Raw genomic sequence first — 16,371 nt, forward strand, 5'->3', positions numbered from 1 at the left:
TAGAGAACGTTCATATCTATATTGTTCGAGGTAATTGTGGCTGGTGGAGTGATAGGAAGGTTAAACCTCTAGTAAACACTAATATTACAAGAGGCATTAATTTAAAACTTATTTGGATTGACGTTTGTCGAGAATATAACGAACTGCCATTCTTGCTGCGCCGGCTCCAATGCCTGAAACTACCGCCCAAGTTACTGCTTCTTTAAGATCTGTATTTTCGCTTGGCTTGTCTTTTGGGGCTGGTTCGTTGGTAACCTTTTCCCATGATTTTTGTAAAGTTTTCCTTGTTAACATACCGGCAGATGCAGCGGCGAGACCTATACCTATTGTCGTAATTAGTTGTTTATTACTCATAATGTTCTCCTTTTGCTAAATATAAATAGACGTTATTTATGTTTAATTTTTAAAGTATGAACATGCGTAACAGCAATTTATATACCGAAAAGGAAGCAGCCTAACTTAAGCCGTAATTTGAATGTAAGAGCACGTGGCACTGTAATCCACTGATTTGTAATTTGGCGAATTAAAATTATTTATAAAACTATTTATAGCTAGTCTTTCATTGAACGCCATGCAAATGTTGAGGCAGCTATAACAATTGCAATGGCTATTCCTAAGTACAGGGTTTCTATTGTGCCGCCAAATTCAACTGCATGCTCTAAAAATAGTATGACAAGAACAACTGAGGTTACTTGTACGAGGGTTATTTTTAGATCGTGAAAGTCTTTAATATTAAAAGCGGCTAAAAACTTACTTTCTTTTGATTTAGCAGGCGATATGAATAAGCGGTATAAGCTAATGGCAATTACTTGCAGGGTAATACCGATTAATAGTAAATCGAGAATTTTAAGTAGTTCAACTATGAGGGCTTTACCTGCTTTTGCAGAATCTGGTAGGTCGAGAATGGTTGAAACCACTATATTAAAAACAATATTAATACACGAAACATAAACAAGAAGCGATGATAATGCTGCGGTAATAACCGCGATGACAACTAAAAAACGACTGGTTTGGAATATATTTTCCATGCTGCTCAACTTTATAATTAGACGTAACTTATACGAAGCATAGTATATGTTAGATCCCTAAGTTACTATTTAAACAGAGTAACTAACGCGAGAACATATTGAATTACTTAGCCCATCTTTATTTTGCAAAGCCAACGGCTGATTCTCATTTTGGAAACTTATTGGGCGATTTTGGTGGCCACAGGCATGTGGCGCAACTGAGTGAGCCTGTAAAAAATGCGCTTAGTAATCACTATTTAGTTGATAAATTTACCGACTCTCACCCAATTGTTAAAGAAGCTAAACAGTACTTTTCACCAATGCGCAGGCGCTTTGCTGGTGTGGCAGTAGATGTTGTGTTTGACCACTTTTTAATTATGCATTGGCAACAGTTTAATGATCAGCCCTTGAGTGATTTTAAACGTAACAGTTTTGGGCTTTTAAATCAGCGGTTAGCGCACATGCCGCCGCGTATGCAGCGGGTTGTTACTAGCATAACTAAACACGATTGGTTTAAAGATTACGAAACCATTAATGGTGTGGGGGATGCGTTGGATAATATTGCTGATCGTATTCGTTTTGCCAACCAATTTACTGGCGCTGCTGAAGATATAAAGCGCCATTACAACCAATTAGATGCCGCTTTTTTAGCGTTTTTTCCAGAATTAATAGCGCATGTAAAAGAGTTTAATACTGAACGCACTTGAGCCTAGAGTGCTTTATTTGTAATTACAGGCAAAGGTTTTTGTTAATGCTGTTTAGTCGTCTGGGCCGTTTAAGGTAAATTTTAGATGCTTTCGCATATCTTTTAAAATAACGCCTTTTTTAAGCATTGCGCCGCTTAATCGTTTTTGCCATTTTAATATGTCAGGCTCGGCAGCATCGAGGGTTTGCTGGTTTTCAAACTGAAAGCACATAAGTAACGAGCCCGGGAATAAGTGATACTCCACGTCAAACCAACATTGCAGCATACCGGGTAGTTCGGCTCGGCCTTGCTCTTCTATTTTATCGGCAACGTTAAGCACAAGCGCTTGTTGTTTTTCTTGCACTTTAGATAGTTTTTTCATTGTAGTGTTCCACTTGAGGGCATAATAATAGCCAGAGTGAGTCATTATACATAAGCTTTTAATGGCCAACACCTTAAAGCTAAGTTAATAATAATTTAGGTATAAATATAAGCTTAAACGCAGTAACTTTACTCGCTGCTTTTAGCATGGTTAACTTGGCGCTGCTTTGTAAAGTGGGGTAAACACGTAAACAATGGTCATTAATTACACCTGTTTTGTGTATAACAATAATAATTGCAGCCACTAAAGTGTTATTAATTAATGATTAGGTGACGTGATAACGCAAGTTAAACGTAACGCTATGGTGGCAGCTTTAATATGTATAAAGGCGTTGTTTTTTAAATTTAAAAAGGAAGTTGTGTTGTGAAAAATATGGTTGTTTTACTTTTAGGTATGTGGTTTTTAAGCGGGTGTACGACTACTAACAACATTGAGTTTCCTGTTGTTGAAAACAATGTTGCTTACTCTAAAGTAGCGTCGCTTAGTTTTGTAAATGCTAATGAAAAAGTACCTTACGGGAGTGATGAATCACAATTTGCATTACTGTGGCGCGCCACGCAAGCTGAGCAAAGTACATCAAAGCCGTTAGTTGTATTGCTACATGGTGGCTGTTGGCTAAGTGCATACGATATAAAACACAGCTATGCATTAAGCACAGGCTTAGCACAAGCAGGATTTAATGTGTGGTCGGTGGAATATCGCCGCAGTGGTAAAAGCGGTGGCGGCTGGCCTGTAACTTTTGACGATATTAAAGCTGGTATTTTAGCATCCAGTGCCTACAACAGTGGCGAATTTAAATTGAATAATACAGTAGTTATTGGGCACTCGGCTGGTGGTCATTTAGCGTTACTAGCGGGTGGGCAAATGAGTGAATTAAAAGGCGTCATTGGCCTTGCCCCCATTACCGATATTAAAGCCTATGCGGCAGGTACAAATAGCTGCCAAAAAGTCACTAAAGATTTTATGCAAGGTATGCCAAGCGATAAACCTAAAGAATACACTCAGGCCAACCCAAGTGAGCAACCATTGCATCAACAAAGCATTATTTTACAAGGTGCGAATGACAGTATTGTTCCTGCGTATAATTTAGAACAGCTTAATCGACCAGTAGATTTACTCGAAGGGGTGGGGCATTTTGATTGGATACACCCAGGTTCTGCTGCTTTTAGCACCTTAGTTAAACATTTAAACGGAATCGATAAATGAATTTTGATGATATTGTAGCGCTTGATAAAGCTGATGTATTGGCAGGCAAGCGTGATGAATTTGATTTACCCGCAAACACTATTTATTTAGATGGTAACTCGCTAGGTGCTTTACCTAAAGCGGTTAAAACCAGAGTGGCGCAAGTAGTGAGCGAGCAGTGGGGGAGTCATTTAATTAGGAGCTGGAATGATCACCAATGGATTGATTTACCTACACAGGTTGGCGAAAAAATAGCGCCCATAATTGGTGCTGAAAAAGGCCAAGTAATTTGTTGTGATTCGATTTCAATAAACTTATTTAAGCTTTTAAGCAGCGCGCTTATGTTAAACACTGGCCGTAGTAAAGTGTTGTCGACACAAGATAATTTTCCGACCGATTTATACATGGTGCAAGGTTTAAGCGATTTATTAGGTACTGACTTATGTCAATTAAAACTAGTTGAAGAGCAATATATTGAACAAAACTTGACTGACGATATAGCGGTATTGTTACTTACCCAAGTTAACTTTAGAACTGGTAAGCTTTTGAATATGCAAAAGCTTACTGAGCTTGCCCATAAAAAAGGTATTTTAGTAATATGGGATTTAGCACACAGTGCAGGTGCATTGCCGGTTGAGCTGGATAAATGCAACGTTGATTTTGCAGTAGGCTGTGGCTACAAATATTTAAATGGTGGTCCTGGCTCACCTGCCTTTTTATACGTTGCCAAGCGCCACCAAAGTGCCGTTAAACAGCCATTGAGTGGTTGGATGGGGCATGCAAAGCCATTCGCGTTTGATGCTCAATACGAGTGTGCAGCAAGTATTAATCAGTATTTATGTGGTACGCCAAGTGTGATTGCTATGAGTGCGTTAGACGCTGCACTTGATGTGTGGGAAAGCGTAAAAATAAGCGATGTGAGGGCTAAGTCGATTGCTTTAGCCGATGTGTTTATTGCTTTAGTGCATTCGCATGCTAGCTTGGCTGATTTGCGCTTAAGCTCTACTGAAGATTCAATCCAACGCGGAAGCCAATTGGCTTTTTCGCATAATCACGCATTTGCTATTTGCCAAGCATTAATAGAAAAAGGCGTTATTGCTGATTTTAGAGCGCCTAATATTTTACGGTTTGGTTTTACGCCTTTGTACACCTCGTTTGAAGATGTGTGGAACGCGGTAAATACGTTAGTTGATGTAGTTACAACAAAGTTATACGCCGAGCCACGGTTTAACTTGGCGGGTAAAGTAACTTAATAAAGCGGGCTAATTGCTTTGGTTTATTTTGCTTAAGCAATTAGCCTCTAGCTGTATTACAAGGTTGCTATTAACTATTGAAACTTAAAGTTTTTCATTGTGTGTTGCAGGGTTTCAGTGTTTAGTCGCATTTCATTAAATATTTCTTCTTGCTTACGTGCTGCTTCAACTTCGTGGTTGGCGTATTCAAATACGCTTGCAGCATCCACTGCTATATTTGACGCAACTGCAGACTGTTGTTCTGCGGCTGATGACACGTTCATGGCTAAGTTTTCGAGTACTTTACTTTGTGCATGTACTTGCTCGGATACCGCTCTTGCTTGATCAAATCGCTCTAAAGTGGCTTTTGATAATTTAGTACTTGCTACAATTGAGCTAACTACTTGGTCGCTGATAGACTGTAACTCGCCGAGCAAAGACGAAATTTTTTCTGATGATTCTTTACTGTTTCCTGCAAGGCTTCTTACTTCGTCGGCAACAACGGCAAACCCTCTACCATGCTCACCTGCTCTTGCTGCTTCAATAGCGGCATTGAGCGCGAGTAAATTAGTTTGCTCGGCAATGCTACTAATTGAATCTAAAATGGACGATATGCTCGCTACCTGCTGATCCATTTTACTTACCACTTCTTCTACGTCAGACATCCCCGTTGCAAGCTCAGTAATTGAGCTTTGGCTGAGTTTGTTATCTTCTATCAACAGATTGGCTTGTTTGTTTAACTCGTCACTAGAGCTGAGAGTTTCAGAAGCTGAGCCTGCTATTTCGCGGCTTGTTGCGGCCATTTCTTCTATTGCGGTGGCTATATTACTCGCCATAGCCAATGTTTTGTTTGAATCATCAAGGACTGTTTTTGTTGCATTACTCATATCGTCACTGAGTTTTGAGCCCGAATTTATTGAGTGGTCGAGCCCTAATAGCAGGTCTTTAAAAGCGAAAATAGTATTGTGGATAGCATTTGATATTTCGCCGAGTTCATCTTTACTTTTGAGCCTTATATCTATTGTTAGGTCGCCTTTTTCGGCTTTAAGTAAAAGTGACGTTAGTTGGCTTAATTCCTTTTTGAGAGTACTTAATAAATGAAAGTTTAAGTATGCGATGATCACAAGTGTAACCAAAAAGTAGATAATAGTGAGTGTAAGCGTTGTATCGGCCGCTTCTTTTAGTTCAAGGCCATCTTTGTCAACAGTACTCCATTGGCTGTCTAGTACTTTTTTAATTTGAGTTATTTGTTGTGTTGCCATAGGAAACCACACAGAGGCTGCCGGCAAAGCTGTAAAGTTAGGCGATTCTGTGTTGAGCAATGTGTTTGTTATTGCATTAATTTTACGTGAGTCAGCACTTTGTATAATGCTGTTAAAGCTTTGTAATTGTTGGCCTTGCAAATTAGCTATTAAATATTGATTGAGCAAATCGATTTCTGAATTGTATAAGGCAATATTTTGCTGTGTAACACTCGTTAATTGCTTTTTAGCTAAAGTGCCATTTATTTTTCCCCTATTTTGGCCCAAACGTTCTTTGTATTGCGCGAGCAAAAAAGCAATGTTTAGATCTTTAGATAATACCGGGTGCTTTATTTGGCTACTCAGGTTAGCAGCTACATTGAGTGCAATTTGATTTAATTTACTGTAAAACGCGAAGGCACCAGGGGCTGCTTGTTTATCAACTTGAGTGCGTAATGCTGCTTTTTTTGCATTGTGGTCAAAAAGAATACTTAAATTTTTAGAGATCTTTGTAGAATTTTTAGTTAGTTGATCACTTACCGACTTTAAATGTTGTATTGAGGTATCTGCCTTTTGGCGTTGCGCGAGCACTTTGTTTTTAGCCTCGGCTGAACCACTTCCTAAAAAGCCTGCAGTTAACCCTCGCTCTACAGCATGGTTATGTGCCACTTTTTCCAGTGCATCTAACAAGCTAATTAATGCAATATCTTGCTGCAGTGTCTGCGACTCCTGCCATTTATTCGCTATGTTTTGTATCAGCAATATAAAAATAAAAACCATTAATATGATTGATGTTAACAAAGAGAGCTGAATGATAGATAGTCGGCCAAGTAAGCGATTCATAAGGTCAGTCCTGTTGTGTATTTATCTCGGTATTTTGGCTAAACAAGGGTTAAGCAAATAAATAGTCATTAACTATTTAATACATAAAGCGTAGTGTAGTTTTTAATAAATTCACTTGAACAAGTGAGTTAATTTAGTAAATGGTGTTATGTGTGAGGTACTTAATCGCGGCTTGTTTACAAATTATTGCAATTTTGTAACCGTTTTGGTGGTGGTTACCTTGTTATTGCTTTTGCTAAGTTGAGATAATGGTAGGTGAACCAATTTAACGGACTAATTAAAATGAATAAATTTATACTTACCCCGCTTGCTATTACACTTTCTTTAACGCTTAGCGCATGTGGTGGCTCTTCATCAGAAAGTAGCTCTGGCGGCTCGTCAAGCGGTGGCGACACAGCCCAACTTCAAACTATTGCTTTACAAACATTAACTCGCGAATGCGGGGCTGATTCTGCGTATCAAGCAGATGTTGTTTTTCATAGTGATGATGGTGATGCTATCGGTTCTGTTAAAACCGATGCAGAAGGTAAATTTTCAGGTGAGTTACCCTCAGGCACCAAGCATGTATCAGTATTAGGTGATGTGTTTGATGAAGAAGACGGTGGTTATAAGCAAATTATCACTGAGCTTAACATAGAAAATAGAACTAATTTAGGCACCTTTTATTTTAATGACTTCACAGGTGATTGTGGATGTACTGAATATAGTGTTGATACAACAGCGCTAAGTACGATTGCGTCTGATTACACAATATATCAATCACAAGGTAACGAAGTTTCGGGGTCTGTAAATATTTGCCCAAATGATAATAAGCTTTATATAACGGCGCTTTCTAGTTACTCAGTTGATGCAAAAGCTGCCGTTATTGATATACCGGTAAACTCATCAGTTATTACCCTAACAGATGAAGATTTTATTCATGACGGTGTTGAAGTTCCTGTTCAATTAGATATTGATGCTGATTATGCTAGTACTCGAGGTTATATAGAAGCTGATAATACGTATAGGTTTGTTCAATATAGTGGTTCTGAAATATCAAACACGCTTTTTGTATTCCCAACAGTGACTGAGCATAATTTTTATGTGCAACTTGATTTTATGTCAGACCTTATGAATGTAGATGGTGTTGATGTTGAGTTTCAAAGCTATGCCCGAAGCGCAGTAGATACTATTGGTGATTATCAGCTGACCACACTTCCGATCGTTACTGACGATTTAGGATTTAGTTTACTTCAATTTGCTGAAAACAATGATTCAAGTTTTGACTTTGGTAATGTTGACAATCGGTTTGCTCGCACAATATGGGGTTACAGCTTTTTAGTTGATGATTCTGCTGAAAGCCGATTTGATTGGACAATAAAAGCGGGCATAAGTGGTCAAATTCCAGATTTGTCTTTTGGTAGTGTGTTCCCTGAACCCACCGATGAGGTCATTTTAGAAGAGTTAACGGTATTACTTTATGGCTATGCTGGTAATGCAACCGATGCAAACAGTTATGCAAAACTTTTAGATACGATGTCTGAAGGTGGGCATTTAACTAAGCCAGAGTTTAGTAATTATGTATATACATTTGTAAGTGCTGAAATATATTAGTCATTGCGTTTGGTTTTGTATTAAAAAGGCCACACTTGTGGCCTTTTAAAAATAATGTTTTAGCTTTCGGTCGACGTAAAAAGTTTATTGGGTAAAATCAATATTCTCAATTAGGTGTACCGTAACATCAGCACTGCACGTTACTGTTAAGTTACTTGCTTTAGTTGGTAGTGTTTGGCATTGCAAGTTTTTTACTTGTGCAATTCCAGCTGTTTGTGCGACGGCCTTTTCAGAAAAATCCTGTCTTGAATAGCGTGTGTTACTTTTGTTTGAGTCAACATTAATAACAGTCGTATTAGTCTTCGATGTTGAAGCAATAACAACACCGTTTACTTCCTCTGTAGCTAGTTGAACTATTTCTTTTTTGGCGCGTTCTCTTAAGCTTTTTACAGTTTCCTCATCATTACCCATCACCGTGGTAGATCTGTTTAATGTTTTAACAATAGGGTTATTATTAATATCTTTTTTGTAATGTATTTTAAAGCTACCACTCGATTTTTCGGTTTGCTGAGGTTTTATTTTATTGCTTTCAGCTAAAGGAATAACGATGTCGTATTCATTATTTTTACTGGAAGCACACCCCGCTAAAAAAGTAATTAGGATTAGCGGTAATATTTTCATTTTAGGCCTCTTTGTTTTTTATGCGCATCACTTAATACTTTGTAGTCTTCCACCTCTTTTATTGAATCAAGAATATCAAAGTTTCTAGGATCAATAAGATTCGCTTTTGTCATTAAGTCATAAGCTTCTGTATGTTTGCCCTGCATTAATTTTATTAAACCTTGGTTGTGAAGGGCTATGGCTTGATCTTCAATTGAATTACTATTTTGAGCAACTTGTTCAAAAATACTAAAAGCTTGGCTTAAACGGTCTTTTTTTACATACTCTATACCTAAATCAATATTTTCATCTTCCCCATTTAGGTAATTAAGTTTTACTAAAGAACGATATGGGGAAACCTGTTTAACAACAAAGTCAGCCGCCTTTTCTATTAAAAAGTCAGCAACTTCAGAGTCGGTCCGGAGCTTATCTTTTGCTTTACTTCTATTTTCGCTTGAGCTTTTTTCTTTACTGTAAGTAAATGTTTCAGATGCACTATTTAGTGTTTGCTGGCCATAAATAACGTAATAAGTTAGGGTTAAAGTTTGTTTAACCGATGCATGATAGCTGTACCACGTTTCTTTTTTTCCTTCATGCTTTTCACTCCATGAATTACGCTCTACTCGAGATGGTGAGATTTCACCAACCAGCTTATAGGGGGAATTGGCATGTACCTTTACATATCCATGTCTCATTAATTTAGATTTTATTTTTGCCGAAAGCGCATTTCCCTTAATGTTATATTTATCGCCGTTAAAACCAACTACAGCAATATGATCAAGAGCAAGGCCTGACTTACTAGGCATATTCATTGTTGAATCAATTTCAACTTTTGAAGCGCAGCCAGTAAGTACAGCCAATAAACTAAAAAAGTATAATGAATGTGTGAATGTTTTTTTAATATTTAGCATCGCTTTTTCCATTTCCATGTTGAATGTGAAACTAACGCCTTTTTTGCTGGAAAGGCAATTAATCACCCGATAAGTGGTTTTAAATTTGGTCCATAGACTTATAAATAGGTTGACGCTCTAGCACCTTTTGTAAATACTTTTTTGTTTCTTCGTATGGAAGGTCTCTAATAAGCTTGTTATAGACCTCTTCAGGCGTCATTTTATTTATTATGTTAGAAGCTTTATTGATATTTCTTGAGTTATCGGTGTTAAAGGCTTTAGCTACATTCCCTGCACCGGTGTTGTAAGCTGCAATCATGCAATAAAACCGACTTTGCTGATTACTTATTTTAGCCAAATAGCGTGTGTTTAAAAGGTGCATATATGCAACACCTGTTTCAATATTATTCTTTGGGTTGAATAAATACTCCTTGCTCATGATGTTCTTTTTCTTATGTAAAAAAAGATTAACATCAGCTCCTGCACTTATAGGCACAATCTGCATTAAACCAAAGGCGGGGATTGGAGATTCTGCTTGAGTATTAAAGTGACTTTCAGTATGGATAATCGAAAAAAGCAAACTCTCGGGCAACCGCCAATGCTTACTATGCTTACTAACGATATTTTTATAGGGGGCTGCTTTTTTTATAAAACTGCGATGGGCAAGCGGTATGGTGTAGGTGGTAACTCGTTTATTTTTTAGCTTTTCTCTTTGTTGCATCGCGTTAGCTCCTACTTGCGACGCTTTTAAGCTTTTTATACGCTGTGTTTTTTCTGATTCTATTTTTGCTATTTCTGCAGTCAATTTCTTTTTAGCGAGTAAATTTTCGCTATCTAGCTGAACAGGTGATGATACTTGTAAAGACATATCAAACACTTTTTCAACTTGTTGGCGAGCTTCAATAGTTTGCTTATTTATTTTATTAATTTCTTTTTCTATCAATGCTTCAGGCTGTGCAATCACTTCAACCGGCGTTTCAACGGGAGAGATATTTTCTATATTTTTTTTAAGTATCTTAAATGAAGTGCTATTTATTTTGCTCGCTACCACTGCATTAGCATTTAACGCACTTTTTAGAGCGTTACTGATATCTTTTGTAGAAACATGTTCTTGCTCGTTGTGCAAAATACTAATACTTATCTGGTCATTCTCATAGTCAATAGTGGTTTTTGCTTTGTTATCAGGGCTATAGTAGGTCGTTTGACTAGAAAGCAGAGGATCTGTTTCACCCCACGTGTTAATGAGTTTGTCGCGTATATCATCAAGTTTTTTAAAATGTTTGCGTCTAAAATCTTGATATTCAGATAAGTAGGTTTCTTTCCAGTCGTTAAACTCTTTTAGTTCTTCTGCGCTGCCTTCCTTTTCTAAAACGGCCATTTCTTGCTCTAGTTGCTCAAATGGATCATTTGTTTGTTGAGCTGAAACTTCCGTTACATTTAGCATTAAGGTGGTAAATAGTGGTACATATAAATTAAGTTTGAATAAACTCATAAAAAAACCTTTATCAACTTTTTGTTAATGTTTGGTACTCAAATCGGGTGAGTAAAGACTCTGCAACAATTTTGCTCTCTAATTCACTGACTGCATAATAGTTGGGCTTTATCTTCGCTCGTAATGATTCAACTTCCTTTTTCAACTCATTAAGGTTATCTGAATAGGTAGCCAAAGAATCCATCGTGTTAATACTTGTTTTTATTGTTGCTAAATACTTCTCTGGTACTTTTACGGAGCCAGGAACTGCGGCGTAGCCAATAAACCCTTTGGATAAAGAAAGAAACATTTTTTCTTTACCAAGATTTTGAGATTCTAGATAATAAGTCAAGTTACGATTGTCAAAGCTGTATTCAAATTCACTTGAATTTTTCTCTAAAATAGTTGATTCGCCCAGTGGGCCCGAGAAAGGTATCTCAGGAGAAAAATCTGAAATACGTGACACTACGGAGTAACCATTAATACGCTTGTCAGAGGTGATGATTGTAAAGATAAACTTTTTTCTAATGTAATAGTAAAACTCAACATCAATATCTATTCGTGACCTTTTTACTGCGTTAGGCTCCCCTAGAAATGTTTTGATGTAAGCGATGCTATTACCTATGTTAACTTTATCTATCTGCTTATACTGAACTTTATGTGTAAAGTTCTCTACGAACGCAGAGTAAGCACTTTTAAGAACATCTTTTGTATCACCCCACTGTCCAATAGAAATCAATATAGCGGCTATCATTAAGATAGAGCTTTGTACTTTTTTCCAGGTTGATGTTTGATTATTATTTTCTGTCATATTTTTACTTATAATAGAAAACTTCACGCATAGTAATTTGGTGAAGTTTTTTGACCGACAACTATTCAATTAATTGGTTAGTTTTTTTATTTCTTGATCTAGGTCGTTTTCGGCTTTTTTGGCTTTGAATTCTTGATACAAAAACTTTTCGTCAGCGGGGTTTATCGTTCGTTGACTTTGTTTAAGAATGTCATTGAATAAGGATTTTGTTTGATTTGGTTCAAGGGCTGTAAGTACACAAAAATGATCTTTTCCAGATATATTAACAATATCCGATTTTATTAGCCTAGAGCCCTGCAATTTTTGCTTGGTTAGTTGCTTTGAAACAGAACTAAAGCTTGTACCAACAGTAGTATCGTCGTTTGCGTCTGTACGATTGCTATATGTTTTTTCAAGCCCTTCAATACGTGTTTCTATTTGTTGTGCTAGCGCTAGACGACTGTTTGCTGTTGCGAGTTTTTTATCAATAGATAAGTTGCCTGAGAACTTCACACAATCTGTCGCGGCAATGCCTTCACTTACATGAGGGTTTAAAACCCAGTCAGGTAGATTTGAAACAGGTGTACTTGCGCTTTTTTCTGCAACTGTATTACAGCCAGCAATAACAACAACGGCAACAGATGTTAATAATGTGCGGGATATTTTCATATAGTCACTAACCTTGTAGTTAATTTAGGTGAAAATTTAAGCAGACACTAATTGTATGTTTGTAGAATAGTTTTATTTGTGTAAAGGAGGGAATGAAAAACTGCATTATTTGATTGCCTCCATGCTTAAATCACTAGTTTTAAAGAATAAACCAAATTATTAATAATTAATATAGATTAGTGTTTTTAAATAATTTTTAATACGCACAGGTATTTAAATTCTTTAACAGAAACAACTTTATGTTTTTAAGTACTATACCTAGTTGAAAGTTTAAGAGCGTGCCACTTACGCCGTTTCCCAATATGGGATTTCGCCATAATACTTTATAAAAAAGTCGATAAATGCACGTACTTTTGGCGCGAGCAACCGGGAGCTTGGGTATACAGCCCAAATAGCGGCATTTGAATCCATGGGGTAATCTTTTAGTATTTGAACTAGGGTGCCTTCTTTTAATGCGTTGTGGGCGCACCAAAGAGACGAAATAGTAATACCTGCATCATTAATACACGCATCCCTTATCGACTCTCCATTATCAATACGAATACTGCCTTTTACCTTAACTTTTTCAATGCCATTTGGCGTTTTAAAGCTCCAGTAGTCAATCCCAATTAATTTAATACAATTATGGTTGAGAAGGTCCTGTGGTGTTTTTGGTTCTCCGTGTTCTGCTATGTAGCCTGGTGAGGCGCATATAATTCTATGGTCGCGAGCTAACTTTCTGGCTACGAGGGTTGAATCGTTAAGCTCGGCATTTCTGATAGCGATATCAAAACCACCTTCGACCATGTCTACAATACTATCGCTTTGTCTTAAATCCACTTTAAGCTCAGGGTGCTGATCAATAAAAGCTTTAAGTGCGGGCACTATATGCATACGACCAAATGAGGAAGGAGCTGCAACACGAATCGTGCCTTGGGGGGTAAAAGAGCCTGCGCCTACAGCTGCTTTTGCACTATTTATAGCATTTAATATTTCTTCAGCGTGAGGTAAAAACTCTCGGCCTTCTTCAGTTAAAGATACTCGCCTTGTTGTACGGTGAATTAGTTTTACACCAAGCGATTCCTCAAGCTTAATAATATGCATGCTAGCTACCGGCGGCGAAAGGCCAAGTTCCGCGCCTGCTGAACTAATATTGTGTGTAGAGGCGACTCGAACGAATAACTTTAGGTGTTCATTGTTCATTATTAAAGCCTATTATTAATTAAATTTTAAAACTAGCTGTTCATTTGAGTGTATTATCATGGGTATCTCTTGTAAATATACTGGCTGTTTAAACTAAACAAGGGGGTACCATAAATGCCAGCAGCATGGCGAAATACTAGCTAACCCTGCAACAATTATTGATGAAGGGCGCCTATTGCCTGTGTTAGACAACATTGAATTTAATCTTGAGGATGCAGGTAAAACGCATGATGGCCTTGCTAGTGGTGAAGGTATGGGGAAAGTGGTTATTTCACTATAAATTGTCGTGTCGGCTTAAGCCAAGCACTTATTAAATGTGCCCGGCTTTTTTATTATTTATAGGCAAAATTATTCTACAAAGGTTTACGGTTTAATAGTCATAAGTTCAATTGAGATCTATTTGTTTTGATAAAAATAAGGTAGTTAAGTCTGTTATTTTTATCAGGGCTTCTTTATCTGCGTGGGTCCATGATATTTTCGATCCAATACTTTCACAGCAAATCACGCCTAGTGCCTTATTATCTTTAAAATAAATGTAGTCAAGTAGTGAGTAAATATCGTATGGCTCAAAATAGCTTTTGGTAAAGCCTTTTGTAACTTCGTGATTTCTTGCATCGGGGGCATCAAGTATTTGGTGGCTTAGTATGTAGTTAAAGTAATCTGGGTAGTCTTTTGCTGTTAATACTGAGTCAAGAATGACTTCATCGTTCTCATCAAGGCACATTAAGCAATTTATCTCAGAGTATTCTTCATTAAACAGCCATAAGCTGACTCTGTTGGCCGCAGGTATTAATCTTTTTAGTTCACGGCATGTTTGTTTAAGTTTATGTTCTCTTTTAATGCTCGGGTCACTAATTTTTATTGCTAAGTCTTTGAGATTTTCGTTGTTTGGATTGTAAACATTAAGCAAGCTGTTCAAGCTATCTTTATTAAATGGCTTAGTTAAATAACCGTCCATGCCAATATTTAGGTAATGCTCAATATCTTGTTTCATTGTGTTGGCAGTCATGGCAATGATAGGTATTGATTTACCGTTTTTCAGTGCTCTTATGGCCTTGGTTGCTTCAACTCCATCCATTACTGGCATTTGAATATCCATAAAGATTAAATCAACGTGGTTGTTAACAAAGTAATCAACACACTCTTTACCGTTTTCAGTAAAAATCACTTGAGTGTTGTGCGCTTTTAACATTTTATTGACGACGATTTGATTTATTTTATTATCTTCCGCAACTAAAATAGCACAGCCTTGTAAATCAGTTACTTCTTTGTTTTTCTTTAGCAAACTATCTAAAATCGATGCTTCAAAGCTTTGCTGATAAATAAATGTAGAGCCTTCATTTTCTTGGCTGGTAAAACTGATTTTCCCACCCATTAAATGACTTAACTTTTTACAAATAGAAAGGCCTAACCCTGTACCACCAAATTTACGAGAGGTAGATGAATCAGCTTGATGAAATTCTTTAAATAAGTTTGCTTGTGCTGCTTTGTTTATCCCTATACCTGTATCTATGACCTTAAATGTTATGTTCTGTGTATTTAAAGAGTGACCTTTTAAGTTAATTATTAAATCAACGTGCCCAGCTTGAGTAAATTTAATTGCATTTGAGCATAGGTTATTTAATATTTGCGATATTCTTAGTGGGTCACCTTTTAATGTTTCAGCCACTTTTTTATCTATTGATACATTAAACTTTATACCTTTATCAGAGGCTTGTTTTTTTAGTGGCTCAATTACACCTTTAACAACGTCTTTAAGGTTAAAGTCGATATGTTCAATATCTAATTTTCCAGCTTCTATTTTTGAAAAATCTAAAATATCATTCACTATATTGGATAAAATATTGGCTGAGTTTAGAATACTTTTTAGCGCAATATCTTTTTCACTATTACTGCTGTCAGATAAGCCAAATTCGGCCAAGTTTAAGATACCGTGAAGTGGTGTTCTTAGCTCATGCGACATATTAGCTAAAAATTTACCTTTTAAATTATTGGATGTATCTGCTTCAGCTTTTAGTTTTTCAAGCTCTTGAATATGAGTTTTTTGTTGTTCTAATGCTTTACTTAGTTCTCTGTTTTTTAGCCTTAACTCTAATTGGGCTATGACTTCTTTGCCTAAAATAGTTAACGCACTAATTTGTTTTTTAGTTAATTTTTTAGGTTTATCACTAATTACACATAAAGTACCAATTGTACTGCCTTGCGGTGTGATAAGGGGGGCACCTGCATAAAAGCGAATGTTAGGGTCGTTGGTTACTAATGGATTGTCATGAAAGCGCTCATCAAGCAATGCATTTTGTACTTCAAATACTTGGTCTTGCAAAATAGCATGGGAGCAAAACGCAATATCACGCTCTGTTTCAGTCGCATCAATACCGTATTTTGATTTAAACCATTGTCTTTGCGGATCGACTAAGCTTATAAGTGATATGGGGGTATCACATATATCTGAGGCAAGTTGAGTTAAGTCATCAAATACTTTTTCTGCTTCTGTATCTAATATTTCGTACTCATATAATGCTTTTAATCGAGATTGTTCATCCGCTGGAATTCGCGCTTTTTGCATAGTAATACCTAATGTTTATATAGCGTTACTATAGA

16 protein-coding genes are annotated in these 16,371 nt (G+C 36.9%); 5 read left to right on the top strand and 11 right to left on the bottom strand.

Features of this window, described 5'->3' with window-relative positions:
- Positions 1-108: 108 nt before the first annotated feature.
- Entirely contained in the window at positions 109-354 is a 246-nt protein-coding gene (locus AC27JL_RS01495; RefSeq protein WP_039036409.1) for a DUF4235 domain-containing protein, read from the bottom strand.
- A 197-nt stretch (positions 355-551) separates the two neighbouring features.
- Entirely contained in the window at positions 552-1,028 is a 477-nt protein-coding gene (locus AC27JL_RS01500) for a YqhA family protein (protein ID WP_006794802.1), read from the bottom strand.
- 98 nt (positions 1,029-1,126) lie between these two features.
- Between AC27JL_RS01500 and AC27JL_RS01505 the strand changes: the two genes are divergently transcribed.
- On the top strand, positions 1,127-1,714 hold the full coding sequence (locus tag AC27JL_RS01505; protein WP_475603679.1) for an acyl carrier protein phosphodiesterase: 588 nt from the start codon (positions 1,127-1,129) through the stop codon (positions 1,712-1,714).
- Positions 1,715-1,765: 51 nt separating this feature from the next.
- Here the strand turns inward: AC27JL_RS01505 and AC27JL_RS01510 are convergent, their stop codons facing one another.
- The gene (locus AC27JL_RS01510) at positions 1,766-2,074 is read right to left on the bottom strand and encodes a hypothetical protein (protein WP_006794804.1); all 309 of its coding nucleotides are present in this window, start codon (positions 2,072-2,074) and stop codon (positions 1,766-1,768) included.
- 363 nt (positions 2,075-2,437) lie between these two features.
- Between AC27JL_RS01510 and AC27JL_RS01515 the strand changes: the two genes are divergently transcribed.
- Both AC27JL_RS01515 and kynU read left to right on the top strand, forming a co-directional pair.
- Entirely contained in the window at positions 2,438-3,280 is an 843-nt protein-coding gene (locus tag AC27JL_RS01515; RefSeq protein WP_487194630.1) for an alpha/beta hydrolase family protein, read from the top strand.
- Complete coding sequence (gene kynU / locus AC27JL_RS01520) at positions 3,277-4,512, top strand: kynureninase (protein WP_008128821.1); 1,236 nt, start codon at positions 3,277-3,279, stop codon at positions 4,510-4,512. Before AC27JL_RS01515 ends, kynU begins: the two co-directional genes overlap by 4 nt.
- 74 nt (positions 4,513-4,586) lie before the next feature.
- Here the strand turns inward: kynU and AC27JL_RS01525 are convergent, their stop codons facing one another.
- A complete protein-coding gene (locus AC27JL_RS01525; protein ID WP_487194631.1) occupies positions 4,587-6,575 on the bottom strand; it encodes a methyl-accepting chemotaxis protein in 1,989 nt (662 codons plus the stop codon).
- Positions 6,576-6,857: 282 nt separating this feature from the next.
- On the opposite strand from AC27JL_RS01525, the gene AC27JL_RS01530 reads away from it, so the two are divergent.
- Entirely contained in the window at positions 6,858-8,168 is a 1,311-nt protein-coding gene (locus AC27JL_RS01530) for a hypothetical protein (RefSeq protein WP_487194632.1), read from the top strand.
- An 84-nt stretch (positions 8,169-8,252) separates the two neighbouring features.
- Here the strand turns inward: AC27JL_RS01530 and AC27JL_RS01535 are convergent, their stop codons facing one another.
- The 6 genes from AC27JL_RS01535 to AC27JL_RS01560 all read right to left on the bottom strand — a co-directional run bounded on the left by AC27JL_RS01535 (position 8,253) and on the right by AC27JL_RS01560 (position 13,770).
- Positions 8,253-8,789: a hypothetical protein gene (locus AC27JL_RS01535; protein ID WP_008128829.1), complete on the bottom strand. Its 537-nt coding sequence runs from the start codon at positions 8,787-8,789 to the stop codon at positions 8,253-8,255.
- The gene (locus AC27JL_RS01540) at positions 8,786-9,679 is read right to left on the bottom strand and encodes a hypothetical protein (RefSeq protein WP_235591583.1); all 894 of its coding nucleotides are present in this window, start codon (positions 9,677-9,679) and stop codon (positions 8,786-8,788) included. Before AC27JL_RS01540 ends, AC27JL_RS01535 begins: the two co-directional genes overlap by 4 nt.
- Before the next feature lie 79 nt (positions 9,680-9,758).
- Positions 9,759-11,150 (bottom strand): transglycosylase SLT domain-containing protein, encoded by a 1,392-nt coding sequence (locus tag AC27JL_RS01545; RefSeq protein WP_487194633.1) that lies wholly within the window; start codon positions 11,148-11,150, stop codon positions 9,759-9,761.
- 13 nt (positions 11,151-11,163) lie between these two features.
- Positions 11,164-11,940: an ETEC_3214 domain-containing protein gene (locus tag AC27JL_RS01550; protein WP_487194634.1), complete on the bottom strand. Its 777-nt coding sequence runs from the start codon at positions 11,938-11,940 to the stop codon at positions 11,164-11,166.
- Positions 11,941-12,009: 69 nt separating this feature from the next.
- Entirely contained in the window at positions 12,010-12,588 is a 579-nt protein-coding gene (locus AC27JL_RS01555) for a hypothetical protein (protein WP_010555722.1), read from the bottom strand.
- A gap of 285 nt (positions 12,589-12,873) precedes the next feature.
- Positions 12,874-13,770, bottom strand: a complete 897-nt coding sequence (locus tag AC27JL_RS01560) for a LysR family transcriptional regulator (protein ID WP_487194635.1) — start codon at positions 13,768-13,770, stop codon at positions 12,874-12,876.
- A 133-nt stretch (positions 13,771-13,903) separates the two neighbouring features.
- On the opposite strand from AC27JL_RS01560, the gene AC27JL_RS01565 reads away from it, so the two are divergent.
- The gene (locus tag AC27JL_RS01565; protein ID WP_257790775.1) at positions 13,904-14,050 is read left to right on the top strand and encodes a zinc-binding dehydrogenase; all 147 of its coding nucleotides are present in this window, start codon (positions 13,904-13,906) and stop codon (positions 14,048-14,050) included.
- A 105-nt stretch (positions 14,051-14,155) separates the two neighbouring features.
- On the opposite strand, the gene AC27JL_RS01570 is transcribed toward AC27JL_RS01565, so the two are convergent.
- Positions 14,156-16,336, bottom strand: a complete 2,181-nt coding sequence (locus tag AC27JL_RS01570) for a GAF domain-containing hybrid sensor histidine kinase/response regulator (protein ID WP_487194636.1) — start codon at positions 16,334-16,336, stop codon at positions 14,156-14,158.
- Positions 16,337-16,371: the final 35 nt, after the last annotated feature.

The sequence above is a fragment of the Pseudoalteromonas sp. 4NS20-0020 genome, from assembly GCF_057554385.1.

What these genes read in the sequence shown, in the direction of transcription:
- AC27JL_RS01525 (WP_487194631.1), bottom strand. Translation starts at nt 6,575, where the DNA reads ATGAATCGCTTACTTGGCCGACTATCTATCATTCAGCTCTCTTTGTTA.
- AC27JL_RS01550 (WP_487194634.1), bottom strand. Translation starts at nt 11,940, where the DNA reads ATGACAGAAAATAATAATCAAACATCAACCTGGAAAAAAGTACAAAGC.
- AC27JL_RS01555 (WP_010555722.1), bottom strand. Translation starts at nt 12,588, where the DNA reads ATGAAAATATCCCGCACATTATTAACATCTGTTGCCGTTGTTGTTATT.
- AC27JL_RS01545 (WP_487194633.1), bottom strand. Translation starts at nt 11,150, where the DNA reads ATGAGTTTATTCAAACTTAATTTATATGTACCACTATTTACCACCTTA.
- AC27JL_RS01540 (WP_235591583.1), bottom strand. Translation starts at nt 9,679, where the DNA reads ATGCTAAATATTAAAAAAACATTCACACATTCATTATACTTTTTTAGT.
- AC27JL_RS01530 (WP_487194632.1), top strand. Translation starts at nt 6,858, where the DNA reads ATGAATAAATTTATACTTACCCCGCTTGCTATTACACTTTCTTTAACG.
- AC27JL_RS01495 (WP_039036409.1), bottom strand. Translation starts at nt 354, where the DNA reads ATGAGTAATAAACAACTAATTACGACAATAGGTATAGGTCTCGCCGCT.
- AC27JL_RS01510 (WP_006794804.1), bottom strand. Translation starts at nt 2,074, where the DNA reads ATGAAAAAACTATCTAAAGTGCAAGAAAAACAACAAGCGCTTGTGCTT.
- AC27JL_RS01560 (WP_487194635.1), bottom strand. Translation starts at nt 13,770, where the DNA reads ATGAACAATGAACACCTAAAGTTATTCGTTCGAGTCGCCTCTACACAC.
- kynU (WP_008128821.1), top strand. Translation starts at nt 3,277, where the DNA reads ATGAATTTTGATGATATTGTAGCGCTTGATAAAGCTGATGTATTGGCA.
- AC27JL_RS01500 (WP_006794802.1), bottom strand. Translation starts at nt 1,028, where the DNA reads ATGGAAAATATATTCCAAACCAGTCGTTTTTTAGTTGTCATCGCGGTT.
- AC27JL_RS01570 (WP_487194636.1), bottom strand. Translation starts at nt 16,336, where the DNA reads ATGCAAAAAGCGCGAATTCCAGCGGATGAACAATCTCGATTAAAAGCA.
- AC27JL_RS01535 (WP_008128829.1), bottom strand. Translation starts at nt 8,789, where the DNA reads ATGAAAATATTACCGCTAATCCTAATTACTTTTTTAGCGGGGTGTGCT.